Origin of the sequence: Paenibacillus taichungensis (assembly GCF_047302525.1) — a bacterium.
Classification (GTDB): Bacteria; Bacillota; Bacilli; order Paenibacillales; family Paenibacillaceae; genus Paenibacillus; species Paenibacillus taichungensis_B.
In genome coordinates this window covers 3244913-3265243 of the sequence record NZ_CP168020.1, presented here as the reverse complement: position 1 = coordinate 3265243, position 20331 = coordinate 3244913, and the positions used below count along the sequence as shown (strand labels likewise).

10 protein-coding genes are annotated in these 20331 nt (G+C 38.9%); 1 reads left to right on the top strand and 9 read right to left on the bottom strand.

All coding sequences use genetic code 11. From position 1 onward, the window contains the following. Positions 1 to 6: 6 nt before the first annotated feature. The 8 genes from xerS to ACDJ58_RS14640 all read right to left on the bottom strand — a co-directional run bounded on the left by xerS (position 7) and on the right by ACDJ58_RS14640 (position 15845). On the bottom strand, positions 7 to 1077 hold the full coding sequence (gene xerS, locus ACDJ58_RS14675; protein ID WP_413379102.1) for a tyrosine recombinase XerS: 1071 nt from the start codon (positions 1075 to 1077) through the stop codon (positions 7 to 9). Between the two features lie 130 nt (positions 1078 to 1207). Beyond that, the gene (locus ACDJ58_RS14670; protein ID WP_413379100.1) at positions 1208 to 3664 is read right to left on the bottom strand and encodes a zinc-ribbon domain-containing protein; all 2457 of its coding nucleotides are present in this window, start codon (positions 3662 to 3664) and stop codon (positions 1208 to 1210) included. 783 nt (positions 3665 to 4447) lie between these two features. Then, entirely contained in the window at positions 4448 to 8386 is a 3939-nt protein-coding gene (locus tag ACDJ58_RS14665; RefSeq protein ID WP_413379098.1) for a hypothetical protein, read from the bottom strand. Positions 8387 to 8843: 457 nt separating this feature from the next. Then, positions 8844 to 9845, bottom strand: coding sequence for a helix-turn-helix domain-containing protein (locus tag ACDJ58_RS14660; RefSeq protein WP_413379674.1), 1002 nt, complete (start codon positions 9843 to 9845; stop codon positions 8844 to 8846). A gap of 216 nt (positions 9846 to 10061) precedes the next feature. Then, complete coding sequence (locus ACDJ58_RS14655) at positions 10062 to 10661, bottom strand: hypothetical protein (protein WP_413379096.1); 600 nt, start codon at positions 10659 to 10661, stop codon at positions 10062 to 10064. A 316-nt stretch (positions 10662 to 10977) separates the two neighbouring features. Continuing rightward, positions 10978 to 14751 (bottom strand): hypothetical protein, encoded by a 3774-nt coding sequence (locus tag ACDJ58_RS14650; protein ID WP_413379094.1) that lies wholly within the window; start codon positions 14749 to 14751, stop codon positions 10978 to 10980. Positions 14752 to 14772: 21 nt separating this feature from the next. Next, on the bottom strand, positions 14773 to 15468 hold the full coding sequence (locus tag ACDJ58_RS14645; RefSeq protein WP_413379092.1) for a hypothetical protein: 696 nt from the start codon (positions 15466 to 15468) through the stop codon (positions 14773 to 14775). Positions 15469 to 15476: 8 nt separating this feature from the next. Then, on the bottom strand, positions 15477 to 15845 hold the full coding sequence (locus ACDJ58_RS14640) for a helix-turn-helix domain-containing protein (protein ID WP_413379090.1): 369 nt from the start codon (positions 15843 to 15845) through the stop codon (positions 15477 to 15479). A gap of 142 nt (positions 15846 to 15987) precedes the next feature. Here ACDJ58_RS14640 and ACDJ58_RS14635 point away from each other — a divergent pair, with 142 nt between their 5' ends. Beyond that, positions 15988 to 16992, top strand: a complete 1005-nt coding sequence (locus ACDJ58_RS14635) for a DGQHR domain-containing protein (RefSeq protein ID WP_413379088.1) — start codon at positions 15988 to 15990, stop codon at positions 16990 to 16992. A 541-nt stretch (positions 16993 to 17533) separates the two neighbouring features. On the opposite strand, the gene ACDJ58_RS14630 is transcribed toward ACDJ58_RS14635, so the two are convergent. Continuing rightward, positions 17534 to 20200, bottom strand: a complete 2667-nt coding sequence (locus tag ACDJ58_RS14630; RefSeq protein WP_413379086.1) for a discoidin domain-containing protein — start codon at positions 20198 to 20200, stop codon at positions 17534 to 17536. Positions 20201 to 20331: the final 131 nt, after the last annotated feature.

Below are 20331 nucleotides of genomic sequence, written 5' to 3'. Positions count from 1 at the left end.
GCGGGTTTATCGATCCATGTTATTTACTGCATTACGCATCTCTTCATCAGTCAGGTGTGTGTATATCATTGTCGTTTGTATCGACGAATGTCCTAACTGATTCTTTAACCTGGGTACATCGTTATTCTCCAGATGATATCGTGTTGCAAAGGAGTGTCTGAGAGAATGCACTGTTAAAGAAGGCTTTCCAAAGGCTGTTGCATACTTTTCAACGAGTTTTTCGATTGATCGTTGTGTCAAACGCCGGCTTTTTCCTTTACGGCCCACAGGAGCTGCTATGAACAAATAGTTCTCGTGTTTTTCAGGCACATATTTTGTTTCTCTGATCTGAAGATAACTTTCTAAATCCACTAATGCCTGCCTGCTAAAGTAAACATATTGTTCTTTATCACCTTTACGTATTACTCGGGCTAAAGCTTTATTCATATCTAGATCATCCGTATTAATGCCTGAAACCTCGGATAATCTAAGCCCAGAACCCAATATCAACGAAACAATTGCGGTGTCACGTTCACGGTTAAATTGATGAAACGAAAAGATCCGTTTATTGTCTTTATGCTTTTCACCAAAATCATAGGCTACAAATTGTCTGAACAATTCAAAATCGTCTTCTCTAAGAATTTTTCCTTCAATGCGATTTGCGATAGTTTCCTGGCTTTCTTTTATAGTATTCAAATCCATCTTGGCCATAACATTTCGTTGGATATAAGGCTTTAGGTCGCGAGTTTCAGCCTTATTCTGCAGGTAATCGAACAAAGATTTTAGTGAGGACAATTTCCGATTAATCGTAAGCTTTTTGTTTCCCAACTGATAATTCAGGAATGACATAAAGTTTTCCGCCTCACGAATGGTTAATCGTTCTAATGTTTCTAAATGTATTTCTTTCCGAGTTGATGAAGTTATATCCTCAGTGATAAGCCAATCAAAAAAGATAATGTAATCATGGCAATAATTAAGAAGTGTCGTTGGAGATAACTTTCGTTTTTTACTATCGATAAATTCTGTAACGTACCAAGGCAAATCAGATAGTTTATCATCAATTCGTTGCATATAGTGCATTTTCATTTGTTTATCCATATATGTATGCGTACCTCCGTGTTTTTAATATATTTCATCTTTATTTATTCGTCAAATTATTATTTTACGTAATTATATATATGTTGGACCGATCTTATCACTATATGAAAAAATCGCCAACTAAAGTTAACTATTTAATACACCTAGGACACCATTTTCCTTGTTGTATGTTATTGGGCTTAGCTTCCCACTCGTGCCCATGAACACATTTCCACATTAGCTTGGTGTGTGCATTAATATATTCCGTAGATAAACATTTTCCATTTCTTTTTCTAGCTAGTTCAATCATATCCTCAATGGACTTTCTCTGCTTAATTGAAATTTCGTTTCTTCTACATGTCGGGCACCAAGATCCTTGCTGAATGTTATTAGGATTGGCGAACCATTCATGACCTTCTTTACATTTCCAACGTAATTTTGTTTGACTGTTTACGTAAGTATCGGATATACATATTCCATCATTTTTCTCCGCTAGCCTCTTCATATCTCTAATATTATTTTTTCTATACATACCAGAATGCTTAGAAGCGCATGTAGGGCACCAACTTCCGTTTTTCACACTATAGGGTGTAGACTCCCATTGGTGGCCCACCTTACATTCCCACCTAAGTTTAGTGTCAACATTATAATAAATTCGAGATAGGCATCTACCTTCTCTTTGTTGAGCTAACTCTTTTAACAATTTTAGTTTGTTAATAGTTTTACGTTGTTTTTGGTCTTTCTTACACTGAGGACACCATCTTCCTCTTTGGACATAATTAGGAGACGACTCCCATTGATGTCCATGATCACATTTCCAAAGTAATTTCCCGTCAATCCCACTATATATTTCAGAAATACACTCCCCACCATATTTTGCTGCAATTTGTTTCATGTTATTTATCGTTTTTGAATTACATGATGGACACCACGAACCTTGCTGAATACTTCTAGTAGCTGCTTTCCACTGGTGTCCCATATGACATTCCCATAATAATGGTGTTATATTATTACTATATTGGGTGGACAGGCACTTACCATTCTTACTTTCGGCCAATAAATGCATATCTTTAATGGTAATCAATCTACCAGAACATCTAGGACACCATGCTCCATTTGAAATACTTAAAGGTGTTGCATCCCATACATGACCACTTTCACACTTCCATGTTAACTTTGTACTGTTATTTGTATATGAGTCTGATAAGCATTCCCCTCCTTTTTCTTGTGCGAGTATTTTCATATCTTCGATAGTTCTCCCTCGGCCTAAGCACTGGGGACACCATGAGCCTTTTCTTATGTAATATGGAGAGGCCTCCCACACATGTCCTTCTGAACATTCCCAACTTAATTTCTCATCACTCCCATTGTACTCATTCGAGAGACAAATGCCATTTTTTAAACCAGCGAGAGTATGTAACTCTTCTAATGGATTAAACCCTTTATAAAAACTTCTCCAATCTAAGTCATTATCCAAAACATCGTATCCTAATTCCCATAATTTCTTATGAAGAAATCCTACTTTATCCGTATCACTTTCGACATTATATGGAATCACAATTAGATGTATAGAGTTCTCCTTACAAAGTTGCTCCTTTTTTAGATCTCTTAACTGTTGTTCAAAAAAAAGTTCCTCGCTTTGATTGTGGAAATAAGGAGTATATGAAAAGTGTTGTCTTCCGTGGTACTCAAAAGCTAATCTAAGCTCCTCATTGTATCCATCAAGTTCATAACCGTTTCCAAATTCTTTCCTTGTTTTATAAAACTTTTTCTGTGTAAGAGATTCCAAAATAAATCTGCACTTCTCTTCATTGAAGAATACTGAGATATTATTGCATTTTGGACACCAACTACCTTTTTCAATTGAGTAAGGTGTAGCTATGAAATCGTGACCATTAGTACATTCCCATAAAAGTGGATAATCAATATTAATATACTTTTTCGAAAGACATTTTCCTCCTCTCCTACCAGCTAATTGTTCCATATCTTTAATTGATTTTTTATTGTTTCCAGCACAAACGGGACACCAAGATTTTTGGTTTAAAATACTATTTGGAGTTGCATCCCATATATGACCTTCATTGCATTGCCATTTTAGCTTTCTAGTCATATTAAAAAATTGAGTAGATAGGCATTTACCGTTATACTCCTCTGCAAAAGCCTGCATATCAGTTAAACTCTTATTTCTCCCCGCACATGTGGGGCACCATTTTCCCGAGTATATATTACTGGGGTATGCTTCCCACTGGTGCCCCTTAGAACATTCCCATACTAGCTTTGAATTCATATTTGAGTATTCGCTGGATATACATCTACCATGATTTCGTTCTGCCATAACTTGCATGTCTTGAATTGTTTTCCTTTTAGAGTTGGCATTCTTGGTATGAGCACACGAGGGACACCATTTTCCTCTTTTAATATTATTCGGGGTTGCTTCCCATACATAACCACAATTACATCTCCACTTAAGTTTCGTATTACTATTGGTATATTCAATGGATAAGCATAACCCTTCTCTCTTTATAGCCAAATCTTTCATTTCTTGTATCGATCCTTTAGCCACCATCTTATCACCTTTCTCTTCACCACCATTATTCCAAAAAAACATACTTAAATACCCTAACTTAATTGATATAAAATGGCCCCAAACTTAGTGACCGATATTGGTAAACTATGAAACTCCTAATAACTCTTCACCAGTCATAACAAAAACTTATTTCAGCATGTGATAATGCTCAGCAATCTTGACTCCCAAACTTAGAGAAGAATCCAAATCCCTTCCTGATGATAATGTTTATATTTACAACACGGAAACTGGCCAAATTGTCTGGAAAAAATTTATGAAGAAGTGGATTAAGAAAAACTAATGCAAAAAATCAACAAATATTTAAACTGATGCTAATGGCAAGAAGATAAAGAAAATGAACTATGAATTATACACCCTCCTCAAAACAAAGTTTTTATTGTGAATTAGTCTACTTGTTATATGAGTTTTTTTATAATTTAAGTATATTATATAGATTAAAATTGTGAAGATTTTCATGTATAAAATTTTTGACTTTGCTGAGCCTATGGGAACAGGCACACACCTAATCGGCAATAGGGCTATGTTTTTGTCCCTCGACATGTAAGGCTAAGTCTACTTCACTTACTGAAACGGGCTAAATTTGCTCTCTTCTTGACGTAAGAGAGCAAATGAAAAAGCACCGAAATGGGTGCTTTTATTTGTAGTAACAAGTAAACTATCATACGTATGCTAAATAATGATTTATAGCATTTCCTTCATGAGTAGCTGCATCCTCGCTGTTAAACTTCATAGATCGATCTTTTTCACTAGATTTATGCAGTTCGTAAAATGCAGGCTTATCTCTATTTTTCTTGTCTTAACGAATCACTGCACCCAATGCTCCAACTCGTAATGATCGTCAAACGATTGCGATTGCTCGTGGCCTAAATCGATAAGCTGACATCGACTAGCTTCAATTAGTTGATCAATTTCGTCATCGGAAATACGTAAATTGCACAGTGTGTTACTAATAATCTTGTTTGTTAACGTCATTCTTGGCGGAGTATGCTCATATACCGAGTTAATGAATGCTTTAAATTCCCCTTGCTTCTCATCGGTAAGTGAAGCAGTTACTTGCTGCCCAACATAATCCATATACCGGAAGCAAAAAGCTACAACCTCATGGTCCATGACCAGTCTCGGGTACAACTGGCCAAATACAACCTCCTGCTCAAATAGCTCCAACAAATCGTCTTCATCATCACAATAGTATTGCACAGCTTCAATGTTTTCTGCGATGATCGTAAAAAATTTCTGCCGTTCCTCCTCGGAGCTACAGGCAAACAGCAATTTCCACATTTGTTTATTACTTTGGTTGTTTGTTGCTGTAACGGTCAGCAACTGACGAAACACCGCCTGTCGTTGAGCCGGATTAGCGACCAGCCTCGTATACACGGCCATACCGTCTGGAAATGGATGCGTATCATGATTGTAAAGCGCATCTATAAACTCCCGCAACGCAATATCGAAGCAGCGACCCTCCGGTGGTCTCCCCAAAACCTCCAAAATAACACGATTCCATACCTTTTCGTTATGATGATGATAGCCATTCCACCATAACGGCTGCGGGTAACCGCAATGGACGTTGAGGCAGCATTCCAGCAATCCTTCCGCCATCAGCCGATCCACTACAGCATCAATCTCTTGTCCAAATAAGACCTCGCCCACAATCGCAATTTGCACTTCATCAGGAACAGTGCGGCGGTTCAGCGCAACTCCACGCAGCCAACGGACATCCTCTCGCTTGGCTTGCAATACCGCTATTAGCTCAGTACGTTCGCCAATTGACAGCGAGGGCCAATGGTCTACCAATGTGCCGATCGTAACCGTGAGAAGGCTAGTTTGCCGGACCGACAGCAGTTCTTGAAACAGTTCTGCTCTAACGTCAGCAGCCTGTCCTGTTCCTTTCAGCAAATAATCCGCAACATTCATGCCATAATCCTCCGGCAAATGATGTTCGCTATAATGATGCAGCCAACGATGCCAAGAGCTTGCCAATTGGGAAATCCGCTCCAAATCATCAACATGAGCGAGCGACTCTCTCGCTACTTTCACCATATGAGCTTCATTCATCCGTATATATTGGGACGGAAAATGGTTTAGTAGCGCAATAAACACATCGTACCAAACAAGCCATAACTCTCGGGCTTCCTCGTCTGTGAGTCCATCCCAATCTAGGCCATCCCGCGCATACTGATCCTCGAACTTTTCCAAAAAACGTTTAGAGCGCAGCGCAACGGACATAATAGACAGCGAGTTACGAAAATAATCTAAAATCGCTGACTTCGCTTGTGATGTATAGCTGCTCCAACTGGACAAAGCGCCGCGAAACAGATTATAAATATAGTCCGGATGCTCTTGCGGCTCCAAGTAGCCTGCAATATCCTCGAACGTATAAGCGAACTGTTGAAACAGCAGTTTAACCGCTTTCGCTCGAATAAAGCTTTCATCATAATCTAGCGCCAGCCGAATAACGTGTAACAGATCCGCTGGCTTCATTTTGTCTGCAACTTGAGCTGCTAGCATATCCCGTATTTCTTCAGCAGTAAGCGGCTCGCTTGCCGCCAATTTTTGCAGACTTGCTACATGTCTGTCCTCATCCCAGTTCAGCCAGTTGAAACTGGACCGACGCTCCGTTGCTGTATTAAAATACGGCTCGCCCTTATGCCACAAAATATGATCGTCATTCATCGAGTTTTGAACTTTTACAGCACGCACAAACGCCTTCTGCTCCTGATCGTCCAGCTTATCCAGCCGACTATTGAAATACATAATGACCCGATCCTTCACAGACGGAAACAACGAATGTAGACTTCTTAGCAGCAATATCTTGACTCGTTGTTTAAGCGTGGCATCTTGTGTCTCGGCATACTGCCACTCTGCCATCATAAGCGCACACAAGTTTCCTTCTTTAGAAGGTGAAGCCAAACTTCGGCCTAACAAGCGGAAAATGCTCTCCTTGTCGGCAAAAACGTCCTCCAGATTTGTTTGGAATAAGATTTTGCTCGCGTGGTAGTAAATCGGATGGGTAAACACAATCGTTTTATAAACCGAATCAACTTTGATATAGCCGCGGTCGCGTAAATCTCGAAGCGCTTCCCTATTGTCGACCGTAATCTCATACGTTGTCTGGTAGGCTGGATATGGCGGCGTCTCCGCTACTTTGCCCCCGAAATGATAGGCAATTGTAACAGGCTCGTTACGCTGAGGGTTAAGCGCTGGTTCCTCCGTCGATTCACTTAACAGAAACGCCAAATCGTCGAGCTTTGCCGCTCGATAGGTGTTGCAGCTTAAACCAAGCGCCATAAACACACGCTTGCTGTACTGTCCCTGCTCGTCAATTTGCCTTGCCAAGCGAGTAGAGTCGATCCGTGCTTCATTAACGATTGCCGACTCCTCCCATTGTTCCAGCACACCCAGATCAGGCTGCGCATAATAGAGGTGCACGATTTGTCCCGGTTGCAAGACGCTCGTACGTTCATTACGCTCCAGCCAGTCCTGCAGTCGCTTAAACAATGCCTTAGATGGGTCCGACTCACCATAATAGCGACTCCAAATTTGCTCTCCGGTTGCAACTTCATCAGCCGTCAAATCATGCCATACATGTGCCTTCATGCGGCATTCCGCAATCGAGTCGCGACGCAAAGCATGAAGCAAAATATCGCTGCGGGTTGTCACAATCAGTTTGCGATGTGGGCCGCAGGCGTCCAGCAGCCGTTCCACTTTTGCAATAAGCTCGGCCCTTTGTGGATGAGCCGTCATCGAGCCAAACGGATCTTCCAGTACGAGTAGCCTCTCCTCAGGGCTCACATGCCGCAAAAAAGCAAGCGCACCGCTGTCCCCATCTAGCTCACTTGTTATTTTTACTTTAAAGCCAGACTCCTGATAACGTTGGGCAATCTCCTTCGCCAAATACGTTTTGCCACAAAAGGATACCCCTGTCAACAGCAGCACATGGGAAGCTTCCAAAGCTTCACTGCAGAGGGGCATTTCAGCACGCAGCACGAGTTTTTCATCATAGGGGAATATTCGATTGCCGTTGTAAGCAGTAAGCAGTCTAACGACATCCTCCGTGATGGACTCCCCGGAATCGCGTCCTTGACGAACTAGTTCATCCAGCTTGCTAATGACGCCTTCTGTTTCGCTTTGAGGAACGGCGTATTTTCTATTGAGCAACTGCGCTAGCCGTTCATGAACAATATCCCAGTCCATAGACTCCCAGACGCGATTTTTTTTCAAAATCGTCCTAAGCTGATTATTCGAGTTATCTTTAAAAAACTGCTCCAAAAAACGCCGACGTCCCTGCCCAGCAGTAGTCGCATTTGTGTAGTGGGACAACACATTTGTTTTGACCCGATCCAATAAGTCGTTGCCCATCCCTGCCGTTAACGGCAAATAAACCTCATTGGAATCTACAAAGAGGCTCACGTCGTCCTGGCAGCGGGCATTCGTTATAAATAATACAAAGCGGTTAGCGTCTTGCTTTAATTTCTCCAGCAAGTTCATGTCCCGGCTATGCTTGTCAAAATGGCTAATCCAACTCGAAAACTCCGCTAAATCAACTTGACCGGAACGATCCTTCACTTGCACGTCCAAAATATAAGGCTCACCCGCGACCTGAAAAGTAATCCGTAAATCTTCGCCATCCGCACATTCGATATAGATGCCAACGTTTTCTTGGTCCAGTAGCTTCAGCGCCACATAAGCAGAAACGAGATATTGGTACTCATAGCCTCGAACTCCTGCAATTTCAACGGTCATCATGTCACCTCTAATCCAGTCAGTCGAACAAATATAAAGCCATATGTAGCTCTTATGGTTCTGTTCCCTATCAAAGTAGTTCTATCCCTGTCTTTTATATTCCTCTTGTAAGCGGCAAATATTCAGAAGAAATTGACAAAACAATAGAATCAGGGGCTCAACAAAGAAGACCACTGCTAGATTGAGCCTTTAGCAAACAATCCAAGCTGTCTTTGAAGCTTACCATCAAAGCAACAAAGTTGCTTTCCTTGTGATAGAGGAAAGGTAGAACAAGTAGAGTAGTTTTGCTCAATCCATACACTCAATTGAGTGTATTTTTCCTTTCTCTTAATATTGTGAAATGCACTCATGAACTCATTTAACGGAACTTAATAGAGTACATTCATATAGATTGTGAGCTGTACTTATATTGAAGTATATCTTTACCTTGGGTAGATGATAAGGAGATGTATTAATTTAACTAACGAGAATAGCTCGAGAAGCCGTAGGCATTCCATAATGCATTCATAATTGGTCTGAGTAATTCGGGAAGATTTACATTCTCTACATCCTCAATAAGGACTTCTGGAAAGATCATTTTGTCCGATTCATAAGGTACTACATCATGTCCAGTAAAGAAAGTATCAATGTCGACAGCAGTTAATCCCTCGACGCCGTAAAAAGAAAGCATTGCATAAACTGGTTCCATTATTTCTAATGATCTATAATTGTGTAGGGCATACGCAAATGTCTTCTTCAAACAGTCGTGCAGTCTTTTCCCCGAAATCTCTTTCTCTTCAATAATTCTTGTTGTTGCATGTTCAATTATCCCATTCCTGAACAGTTGAAATTTGCACGATTTATCTTCTGATTCTGAATAAACTCCAGTAAAATTAATTCTCCTATTATCATTTGATGTACCTATAGGAGTTGACCTAATCTGATTAAATATTCCTGTTAAATCAACTACATTGGGATTTTCAAAAGCCGATACTGGAATAAAATGCAGAAGTATGAATGGCTTAAATCCATATTTTTCAATATGATAAGCTGCCCTCTCTGCAAGGAAATCAGCATACTTAGTGTTAAATTCTGAACTGCCCAAAAATATCTGTCGAAGCTGCTGCACATCCAATTCGTACTTGCCATTCGATTGACGGGCATAAAACTTGGAATTATGCCAACCTCTATGCGGGCGAAGCCAACTTCTTTGTGTGCGGATCAGGATAATATATTTTGATTCTTCCATTTCAATAAATTCAACATCAATATTCGTGATCCTCGGTTCAATTCGACTGCGAAAAATCTCGAGTAACCTTAGCTTCTCTTTGTCAGTATCAAGACACTCAACCCCAACAAGGCTAACTGGGACACCCGCTTCCTCATCAATTCCAATCAACAGATCGCCGCCCTGAGTATTCGCAAACGATATTATTGCCTCGCATAATTGTTCAGCACGAATCATATCCCGCTTATAATCAATTTGCTACCCCTCTTTTATCGGGGGGTCCCCAATAAGAGACTCAATATCTTTAAGATTTATGGGATGAATTGATTTATAAAATAATGACATTAACTCTCCCCATTCCTATCTATTAAATAAATATCTATACTTGGTTCTCCGTCAATGAAAGATCTTTCTCATGTTTAAAGTCCTTTTCCATTGATATAGTGCATCCCTGTAATCTTTCTAATTTTTCTATCGGAAAGAACTCTGCATCATTTCACGTCTTGCGTTATCCCTAGCCTTTTGATGTTCCATTAAATTGGCCGAATAACTCTCCAAAAAAGAATCACTCTCAACCCCAATCGCTGAGAGAATTAAATATCTGTTTTCATAAAGCACTTGGTTTTCAACAAACTGACTTAGACTTTGTTTATCCGTTTTAGAACAAAACGTTTTGTAACTATATGAAGTGAGCTTATATTTTTTAAATTTCTCCCATACTGCTTTTTTGGTGTAAGGTGAATCCTCAAAAAGTGCTACCCATTTATCCAGGTATTCCTTACGCATATGTTCATTAAACTGTTGCGTTAGTCGACTTTTAGTTTCTTTTAACCTCTCCTCTTTCTTCTGAAAGGTATCATATAATTGTCTATCCACCCAACACGTGGCTTGTTCATACATCCCAGAACTTATGTAATCATAAATATATGTAACATAATTTTTTCTACATTCAGGACATTCAAGTCTTGTGCTATATTCAAATCGATTCCAGTCATCTGAACGAGTAGTTTCCACAATAAATCCCAATCCACATCTGCACGGCTTATATTTATCATGACTTTCCCAACTCATTTAACAAATCGCTCCTCTCACTAATAAATGGATGTCACCTTGAGCATCTCAGACATACCATTTGTTTTTCATACCTATCATTATTGGTATTTTCTATTAATTTTCATTAAATCAAGGATAAAACAATACACTCACCCAATCAGTTGTTCAATGCTACTAGATTTAACTAAAAGAAGCTTATGCTTCTAAGTTTAGTATCATTAACTGCGAGACACAAGAAGTTAATGACTAACAGATGAGTTTACCTTATGTTAGTTTTTTTGAATCGTTAGATTAGTTACCAGTAATCTTTGCTATCCCGACTGGTTTCTAACCGTCATTCAAAATGCTCATTTTGATTCTGTTCTTGAGCTTGCTCCCGATTACGAATCCGATTAATTTCTTTTTTCAAAATTGGCTCTTTATTCTTAGCCCATTTTACAACAATTGGATTCTCGTATTCCATTAAGCTTTCTAATAAGGGAAGACGTTTTAACATTACATTAGCCAGTGAGTTTGACCACTGATTTGGATGAAAAACATGCATTAATTGTTCTAGGATAACCGTCGGTTCAAAATAATTATCTATCAAATACTTTGCTAATGATGTCCATTCTATTTGTTGCGATGGCGATGTTTCTTGATAAGCATCAATGATTGATGCCATTAATGGGTATCGCTCTGTTTTCTTTACATCACACCAATTGATTATCAGCTCATCAGATATCAAATTTAGTGGGTTAAGGTTTAATTGCCCGCTAAATATCTGAGCAATTCTATAATCCATCTCTTCTGTATCCCTTACAAACACTTCTAAAAACTCAAGTGGTTGAACCTCCACCAAAGACAAAAAAATATGATCAAGATCAGAAAAAAACACATTATTTTCTGTTATTGAAAAATATAGCTTAGTAGCAATACGTTTAGCATTACGGGTAGATTTCACATCTGTAAAACAGATCTTGATTATTTCAGACACAAAATGATGATTATCAAATGAACGTTGAGAAAAATCATAATTTAAAATTAATTCTTGCCCTAAACTGATAATGTCTTGGCTTAAGCCCTTATTATCTCTGGAAATTCGCATATAAAATAATTCTACAGCTACAGCTAATCCATCTTCTTTTGAACTTATAAGACGTATTAATTCGAAGAACTTTTCATTAAAGTCTATATCATGAGTTTGTATTAGAGCTAAACTTGCGAAAGACGAAATTGGTGCTTTTCCGAACTGAAGAGACTTCTCTAGACGACCTAGACCATCAGTATCTATTAAAACGGACTGAAGCGATGGAAAGACTTCTGAAAGCAATTCGTGATCGATTGCTTCATCCAAGATTTCTTCAGCAGAACTTTTATCAGTTAATACAAGATAATATAAGAACCCTTGTAGTAGATGATACTTTCGGTTTGATGGTGTAATTTCACTCAGTTTCTCTATCATATGAGTCCATAATCTTTTTGCATCACTGGCTCCTTGGGACAATCCTTGTCCTAACTCATATAAATTTCTGTTATTAGTACTCAGGAGATGTATTAACAAAGAGTTAAGGATATCTTCTTGGTAACAAAGCTTATGCCCGAGCTCATTTGAAAGAGCCCTAACCTTAGTAAATGCTTCTTCAGTTTCAAATATATCATAGGGGTATCCCTGACCCTGTAAGGTTAACAGCATTACTTCATCATATAAGCATTTGGGTTCCAACAATGTATATAACGAGTCAAGTCTAGTCGAAGCTTCATCTGACATTCTATCAGAATCATACCTTTTAGTTTTTTTAACTGCATACCAAGCTTCATACCATGTTTCATTAGCCAAAATTCGATTTACAGCAGATTCTAGTGCATCATACATTTTTGCTCTAGTCCAAAGTCCTCTGAATTTGTTACATAAAACTCTTTTTATCTTTTTTCCAATTAGCTTATCCGATATAGCAGTTGACACAGCATATTCAATAAACGTTTCATACCAAGTTTGAATTTCTTCTTTGGATTTTGGATAGTACCCGTAATCTCGAACGTGAGCACCAAAGTTAAAGCTATTGATAGCTGAAAACTTTGAGGTTTCTAGTGATGCATCTAAGAGGTATATTCCAAGTTCAACTTCATTATCAAGATCTGATTCTATGAGGCAGGATATGATCCTAAGCCTTTGCTCAACAGAAGCGTGCGTTCCTGAAAGATAGATATAGAAAAGAGATTTTAGTGTAGTACGAATTGAATTATTGTTTTCGTTAACATTTTCTGTTAAAGCATAGTTACAGAGCAACCTAGTAGATCTTTCAAATAAGTCGCTATCATATGCTAGGGATCTCAATAAATTTGTGTAATAATAGAAATCAGAATTTTCACGAGAGAAAAATATCGATTCATTCGCTTGATCATTAATTTCCTCCATCCGTGAAAGTACTAACTGGGGATGGAGAGGAGCTACATTTCGAAGGATATTAAGAGCAGCCTTATTGAGCTTTCGAAAATCCTCTAATAGACCACCGCTTGAAAGCCAATCTTTAGCTATCTCTCGAGCTAATTGACTATTGTGGAGATATCCAAGCCTTCTTGAAAACGATTGTAATAATCTCGGATTAGCATGATCTTCGAATGTACTTCTAATCAATTGTTTAGGAAGATTCTCCAGCGCATTTTGAGCCAGTTTGTTTGCTATGGCATGTGGTAATACAGCTCTCCAAGAACTTCGTTGCTGTACAAGATCTCTCCTCTTTAGTTCCGCTATGTTCTGATAGAGTTCTAATACACTCATGCCAGATAACTCGGCTAGTAGTTTTATTTCGATACTGTTTGGGCCAACAGTCTCACTACTGAACGAGTATACAAGTGAACAGATTTCAGCTGCTTTGAGTAATTTTGAGTCTGAATTATTTCGTTGTATAAATAATCTATTAAACAATTCTGCATCCCTGAGATGAGAGATATTATCTCCTATACTGATAGTTCTAGCTATTGCAATGGCAACACGTGCATTTCCACCAGAAATTTTTGCTATCTGTCTTACCGTTACGCTATTTATGTGCTTAAATTTTCTTCTGATTACTTTTTCAATCAGTTCAGTTGATGAGGGTTCTAATCGAAAAACCGCTGTTTGTTCAGGTTGATCATCTCTGACGTCGTACTCAATTGTGAGTAAACTTATGTAATTATCATTCGCATATAACTTAGTTAAATGATTATGAAGATCAGGGGGACAATTATCTACGATCAGTATTCCTCTTTTTCTAAGTGTTTTAAGTCTTGCAGCAAAAGATCTAGGGTCGGGAATCGGAGCATCACCTAGATCAGTATAAAAAGCCAAAGACTTGTTGAGAGCTTCTTCACCAATTCGGTTATCAAATAACGCTTGAACTAAGCGTGTTTTTCCTACTCCTGATAATCCGATTAGACGAACAGAAGAACCCGGTCGCCCTAATATTGTTCTCAATTCGTTAATACCTTGTAGCAGATCCGTACTCTCTGTAGAAACACTTGCAGAGTTAGACAGACGAGACGTACCATCGAGTAAATATTCTTCTTCTGTGCTCTCGGAATGGTTTGCCCAGTTACTGAACGCTTGCCATCCTTGTATTGGATGACCAATCTTGTCTCTAACCCATAGAACTATAGAAGGATGACTTCTCACCCAACTAGCAACCCGCTCACGATCATAAAAATCCACTTTCAATTGAGAAGCATTACTGTAATCCGATATGGCTTCCAGCATAGCTGATTTTCTACTTTTTAATGAAGAGTCTGAAATTGATCCCTGGCTACTGATTATTATGTAAGCACCTTTATTATCGGCCAAATCTTTTATCACTTGTCTTAGTAACTTGTTAGGACGCATTTCTAGTAGAATCTCACTCCGAGGCATATCAGGTTTCTTCACTTGAAATGCTGTATGTTGTCTGGGAATAAAGCCATCATTCATTAGTAAAGAATTTGCATCAACGCGTACATCTATTCCACCATCTTTGGCATTTTGATTACCTCCCCAGGTCACACCTGCGGTCTGGAGTTGCATTGATGATAAGTCAGCTTCACAAAGTAGTCCAATTAAGGATCTCAAATCAGAATCATTAAGTTGAGCGATCTCATCACCCGTTATTTCAAGCATAATCATGCCCCCTATTTGTTGCTAACTTTCTATTGTAATTAGAATATCGTCCAAAATAGAAATCAGATTGTTACGCTGCCCTACTTTCTTATAAACAATAATTTCAGTGAATTCTTCGAAGAGGTTTTTTGAATATGTTATAGCTGTTACTATAAATATGGATATAGTTAAAACACCGAAGAATATAGCAAATTGCCCCTCGGTAGATTGATAGATATTCATTCCATAAATATGTTTCAGAAGATAATTTAAGTTTGGTGCAAGAACTGCTATTAATATACTTGGTGCAATAAGTGCCGGCATTTTGTCTTTACTATTGTCTGTCTTATATGAGTCCATCAAACGTTCAATTTTCCATTTTGAATAGAGGTTATGCTCTATTAGATATTCTGTAATAAGGTGAATTTGAACTTCATGAAAACCGTCGATCCACTTACCTTTTTCTGTTTTAACTGAAAACTCTCTATTAAGTATAATTCGAGATTTATTATTAAACTGTTTATGTATACAAACAAATAACACAAAGAAAACAGTCGCAGATATGATCGTAATCAAAGTCCAATTCTCGGTTAAGAACAGTATTAGTAAAAAAATTGAGATTGGCACGGTTAAAATACATGTGATCATATATCCCCAAAATAAAAATGGCATATTCTTATAAATAAGCACACGTGCCCTCACTTTATTCGTGTAATAATCAAGTAATCTGTTTTTCATTTGATCCTCTATTTCTTTGAAGTTTTTAAATTATCGATTGTTTTGAGAATGTCGTACACAAATTTCTCAACTATTTTAATTTCTTCAATGTCTCTCTTTACGAGAAGTTCATTGATTCGATCTAGAATTTCGTGTACTTCTTTGTTGTTGGACAGATGATCATTGTCATAATTACGGAATAGTTCTTCTGGTGTTATATCTAAAGCTTCTATTAGTTTTTGCAGGGTATCCAAAGAAATGTTTCTCTCCCCTTTTTCGATCCCACCAATATAAGGCTGTGGTAGATCTACTTGTTCTCCTAAATTAGCCTGAGTTAATCCCTTTGACTTTCTTAGAGATTTTATTCGCTCGCCTACAAAAGCATTAATTTTTATCATAAGTATAATCACCTCTCACTTAAGAGTAGGTGTACTTATGTATGAAATAAATATACTCAAACTATATATTACCATTAGTAATTATATATTTTAAGATATATATTTACTTAGAAAAAATAAAATTTCTATAGGAGTGTACTTCATGAGACAATTACCTCATCAAATAGTTATAGAAAATGTTCTCCAAACTAAAATGAGGGGGAAAATTGCATACCAAAGTGCGTTTCCATCCTCAATTGCTATGCATTCAACCTATGTTAAACCATATAACGACCCAACTGGAAAAGGATATCAACGTCCAGTTGATCCGAAACGTGTCGATGAATTTGCACTATACCTTTCCAAAGGTGATAATGCATTATTTACACCAATTCTCTTGAATGCATCTGGTATGTGGGAATTTACAGCGTATGACTCTAGTAGACCTATGTTTGGAAGATTACTTTGCAAGAGTAAAGCTTCTGTACTGGACGGACAGCATCGACTAGGAGGTATTAAACGTTATACTCAGGAAACGCATTCAGAAATTAATGTTCCCTTCATGGTTTTTCACTATTTAGATGACGATGAAGAAATCGAATTTTTCGATACTATTAATACAAAAGCAAAGGGACTCGGGACTTCTCTAAGTAAATATTTGAAGAGAGAACACGATGAACTGAGCTGGATGTCCACTGAACTGCTGATATTCAACGATAGTCCTTTTTATCATATAGGTAGTATTACAGGTAAACGGAGTAAAGGAAGACATATTACTCTTCAGAATCTCCATCGCATGCTAAAGTATTTTTTCAAAGACACCGAGACTACAAATTTATCAAAACAGGAAAAGGTAGATCTTGTACTTGAGTTTTTCAATTTAATGCGACAAGAATATCCTCATGAATGGATGAACTATAAAGAATACAAACTTACGCATATTGTATGTCTAGACGCCTTAGCAATGGCTGCATCCAAAGCTTTGTCTAACTGTAAGAAAGAAAACTCAACACAAATAGACCATCAAAAGTTTATCAAGTCAGTAACACGCTTGAAGAGGATTGATTGGTCTACAGATGGTCCTTTTAAATATTTAAAAGGTATTTCAAGTTCTAAGACTTTAGCTTCAGAATTATTCGATATTATGAATTTAGAAAAAGAGAGTTAGAAGATCTAAGTATTGGTATAGGTTTCTGAAACAGATTCCTATACCTTTATGATCACATTAGTTGTTCTTTGAAAAAAGCGACGACTAAGACAAGATCTATATTCCAGATTTACTACTTATATATTTCAAATCAGTTAATATTATGTGTCACAACTTATAAAAACATTATAGTATCAAGATTACACAATTATAATGACAAACTAAAAGAAATACGAGTTTTGTGAAACAGTTCTTAATTTTAAAACAAATTTCATTAGTTTTCCACATTTCTTGCTAATGCAACAATGATTCTAACTGATCCCATATAAACTCGCCGGTTCACACACTCATGGATAAATGTGGCTTTTTCTTTTTATAACCCCCGAGATAATTTTAATTTCGTATGGATAAATATGTGATCTCACTTATTCTAATTGTCGTATCACACAACTCAGTTATCTCAAATATAATATGCGCCCATTCCAGCTTTAAAATGAGCACATATTATTATATTCGCTATTGAATTTGAATTGAATTCTTTTGATTTTACCCTATGTCATTTTTAATTCCCGTGCACCCAAAATTCAATAATGCTGTTCCAGGTGTTGGATTCGTTCCCTTGGCCGACGTAACGAATGAATTTGGCCTGAACCGGTTCAAATTCAAATGTTTCATAAGTCGCCTGTTTTTGACTGGCCACATTACTTAACACCTTTTGGTAATTAATACCATCTAATGATATCTCCAAATCAAAATAATTGGATCGCGTATGTCCATTATAGAATTGAATGCTTACCTGTCCTACTTGAGTCTGTTGCTCAAGCTCCAACTGCAGGTATTGTCCCTTTCCATCTGCAGACCATCTGGAGTCTGGATCACGATCGATCGTATGGATCGGCAGATTGCCATCATCTGCACTTGCTGTAACCTTGGTTACAACAGCGAAAGGTCCTTCCGGCTCGGCCATAGGCTCTTTGACTTCAAATTTCTCCCGTGCCTCGACCGTTACGCCATTAAAGACGCAGCTCACGATGATGTCGACCTTTCCCGCTTTTACCGCATGGAAAGTAGTTCCTTCCGTATATCCGATCGTCTCATCACTTGATGTGTACGTCACAGGAACATTCAATTCTGCGATGTTTACGATCTCACCATTATCTAATGTTACAAACGAAGATAATTCTCCGCTTCCGCCTGCGCTGATCGCATTACCTGCGACTCTCCAGCCCGGTACTGTTTTATTGGGACTTATGGAGATATTCTCTGGAAGTACGGGTGTATCAGCTACCTTGAACTTCACTCGCACGTTCTGGTTGTGACCCCGATATGATACAGTGATCTCTCCAGTTCCATTAGTCCCTTGCGGTTGCTTAATTTTAACCTTAGCATCCTTGGCATAAGCTTTTGCAGAGATAATCGGCGTTTCGGTTGTGCCATAAGGCAAAGTGTGAACGTAATCCGTTCTTAAGAACTGCATACCCCCTATAGCTTCGCCATTTACCAACAGGGATTGAAGCCCCAGATGAATATCTTTGATTCGCTTCTTGCTCTGATCCTGATATAAACTTTGCGGGGACAAACGATCGCCCTCCCCAATGCCTTCCGCCATATCAAATGGCTGCGTATTCGCATCCGGAATGGAACCAACAATGTTAACGTTCACGCCGGTGTCCTTTCCTTTTGTTCCAATGACATATCCATTCCCGAATTGTTCTGATTCTACAATAACGCCGGATTTACTAGGATGGGTCGCCTGACCGGTCGTATTCCAGAACACACTTTCAGTGGTAACGACCCCATGACGATTCGTTTCGGATGATCCATAATCCCGTGTAATGGCAGAGATCCCGTCCCCGTTAACTACCAGGTTATCGATCAGGTTCGCCATGCTCAAATACATATGAAAATCAGTCAATAATGAAGGTTTCTCAGAATACGAACCTTGCAGCACATTCCCGTTCGCAGAGAAGTTGGCATATGTGAAGCTATGCCTAGCTCCGATCGCCTTACTATTCTTGATAAGGTTATCATTGCCTATAAATTGATATAAATAACCGTTCCCATTCGCTCCACGATACTGCGGGTACTGCATGGTTACATGATCCACAGTTACGTTCTTCGTACGGTCCAGAATAATACCTTTGGACAACAGATGATAATCTGTATTGCCAGCTGGTTTATAGGTATTGATATTTCGAATCCAGCTGTTGGCCACTGCTATCACATTGACCGCTTTGGCATTATCGGCTTCATATCCAGCAGTCCCAACGACTTTGAAGTCATCTTCACCAAGCCCCGACTTCGCATTTTGAATGTTTGCGATCGAGAAATCTTCCAACCCTACCTCGACAATTGGATCTGCGGTCTGACTAATCGTAATATCATCGCGCAGCTTCATTGGATAACGCGTCGGAATGTCTAACGTGATCGTTTTATTCTCCGGATCTACCCCCACGATTTGGCGATAGAATAACGGTTCTACTTTCCCGAGGCGTGACGACCACTTGTTTTGCATACCAAGCTCACGTAAGAATCCTGGCGTCGTTTCGAATGAAATGACCACGTAATCATTCACCGCAAACCCGCTTGTGTTCTCAACGGGCAGCAGGACGGTTGGATCGGTAACGGATTTGCGAAGTTTCGTAGAAATCCCGGTTTTCTTCCAATCTCCGTTACCGATCCGGATAATATCCTTGTTTTTCATATTTTGCTGTGCATTATAGATATGAGTCTTGTTCATCCCGTCACCTTTCAGGACTACACGACTTGCAGGAATGTTTAGTGAATAATCCTTGCCATCCTGAGGGTTAACCTGATATGTACCCTTGGGAAGATACACGACACCCCCACCTAACGCAACAGCAGCATCAATTGCCTTTTGAATAGCCTGCGTTGCATCACGACTCCCTGAAGGATCGGCAAAGTACGGTGCTTTCGTGACGTCGATACGTTTGTTTTTAGCCGTTTTAGGTAGTTCTGTTTCCCCACGCCGATATCCGGCATACGAAAAGTCATGCAGAAACCTTCCCTGTTCATCTTTAAATCCTGGATACCAATCGTTTGGATAGAGCCTGCTTCTGCCATCCGTACTCAGAGACAGATTCTCACCGACACGATCAATAGATGGCTGTGAGTCACCCTCTGACGCTCGAGCCTCCTGGGTTCCAGGTACAGACAATCCAACAGTCAACGTAAATGCCAACAATAAAAAAGGCCACTTTCTAGGCATGCTTTCGTTCTCCTCCTTTTGGATTTCAGAGTATGTGAGCGGTTTCAAGAAACCCTATAGTCACCTCCAATCCTGCCCAAGCAAGAGTCATGTGCATGCCAGTTCAGCATGTCATAACCGATTGTAGAGTA

Coding starts and splice junctions, on each gene's coding strand:
- xerS (WP_413379102.1), bottom strand. CDS start 1,077: ATGGATAAACAAATGAAAATGCACTATATGCAACGAATTGATGATAAA.
- ACDJ58_RS14670 (WP_413379100.1), bottom strand. CDS start 3,664: ATGTTTTTTTGGAATAATGGTGGTGAAGAGAAAGGTGATAAGATGGTG.
- ACDJ58_RS14665 (WP_413379098.1), bottom strand. CDS start 8,386: ATGATGACCGTTGAAATTGCAGGAGTTCGAGGCTATGAGTACCAATAT.
- ACDJ58_RS14655 (WP_413379096.1), bottom strand. CDS start 10,661: ATGAGTTGGGAAAGTCATGATAAATATAAGCCGTGCAGATGTGGATTG.
- ACDJ58_RS14650 (WP_413379094.1), bottom strand. CDS start 14,751: ATGCTTGAAATAACGGGTGATGAGATCGCTCAACTTAATGATTCTGAT.
- ACDJ58_RS14645 (WP_413379092.1), bottom strand. CDS start 15,468: ATGAAAAACAGATTACTTGATTATTACACGAATAAAGTGAGGGCACGT.
- ACDJ58_RS14640 (WP_413379090.1), bottom strand. CDS start 15,845: ATGATAAAAATTAATGCTTTTGTAGGCGAGCGAATAAAATCTCTAAGA.
- ACDJ58_RS14635 (WP_413379088.1), top strand. CDS start 15,988: ATGAGACAATTACCTCATCAAATAGTTATAGAAAATGTTCTCCAAACT.
- ACDJ58_RS14630 (WP_413379086.1), bottom strand. CDS start 20,200: ATGCCTAGAAAGTGGCCTTTTTTATTGTTGGCATTTACGTTGACTGTT.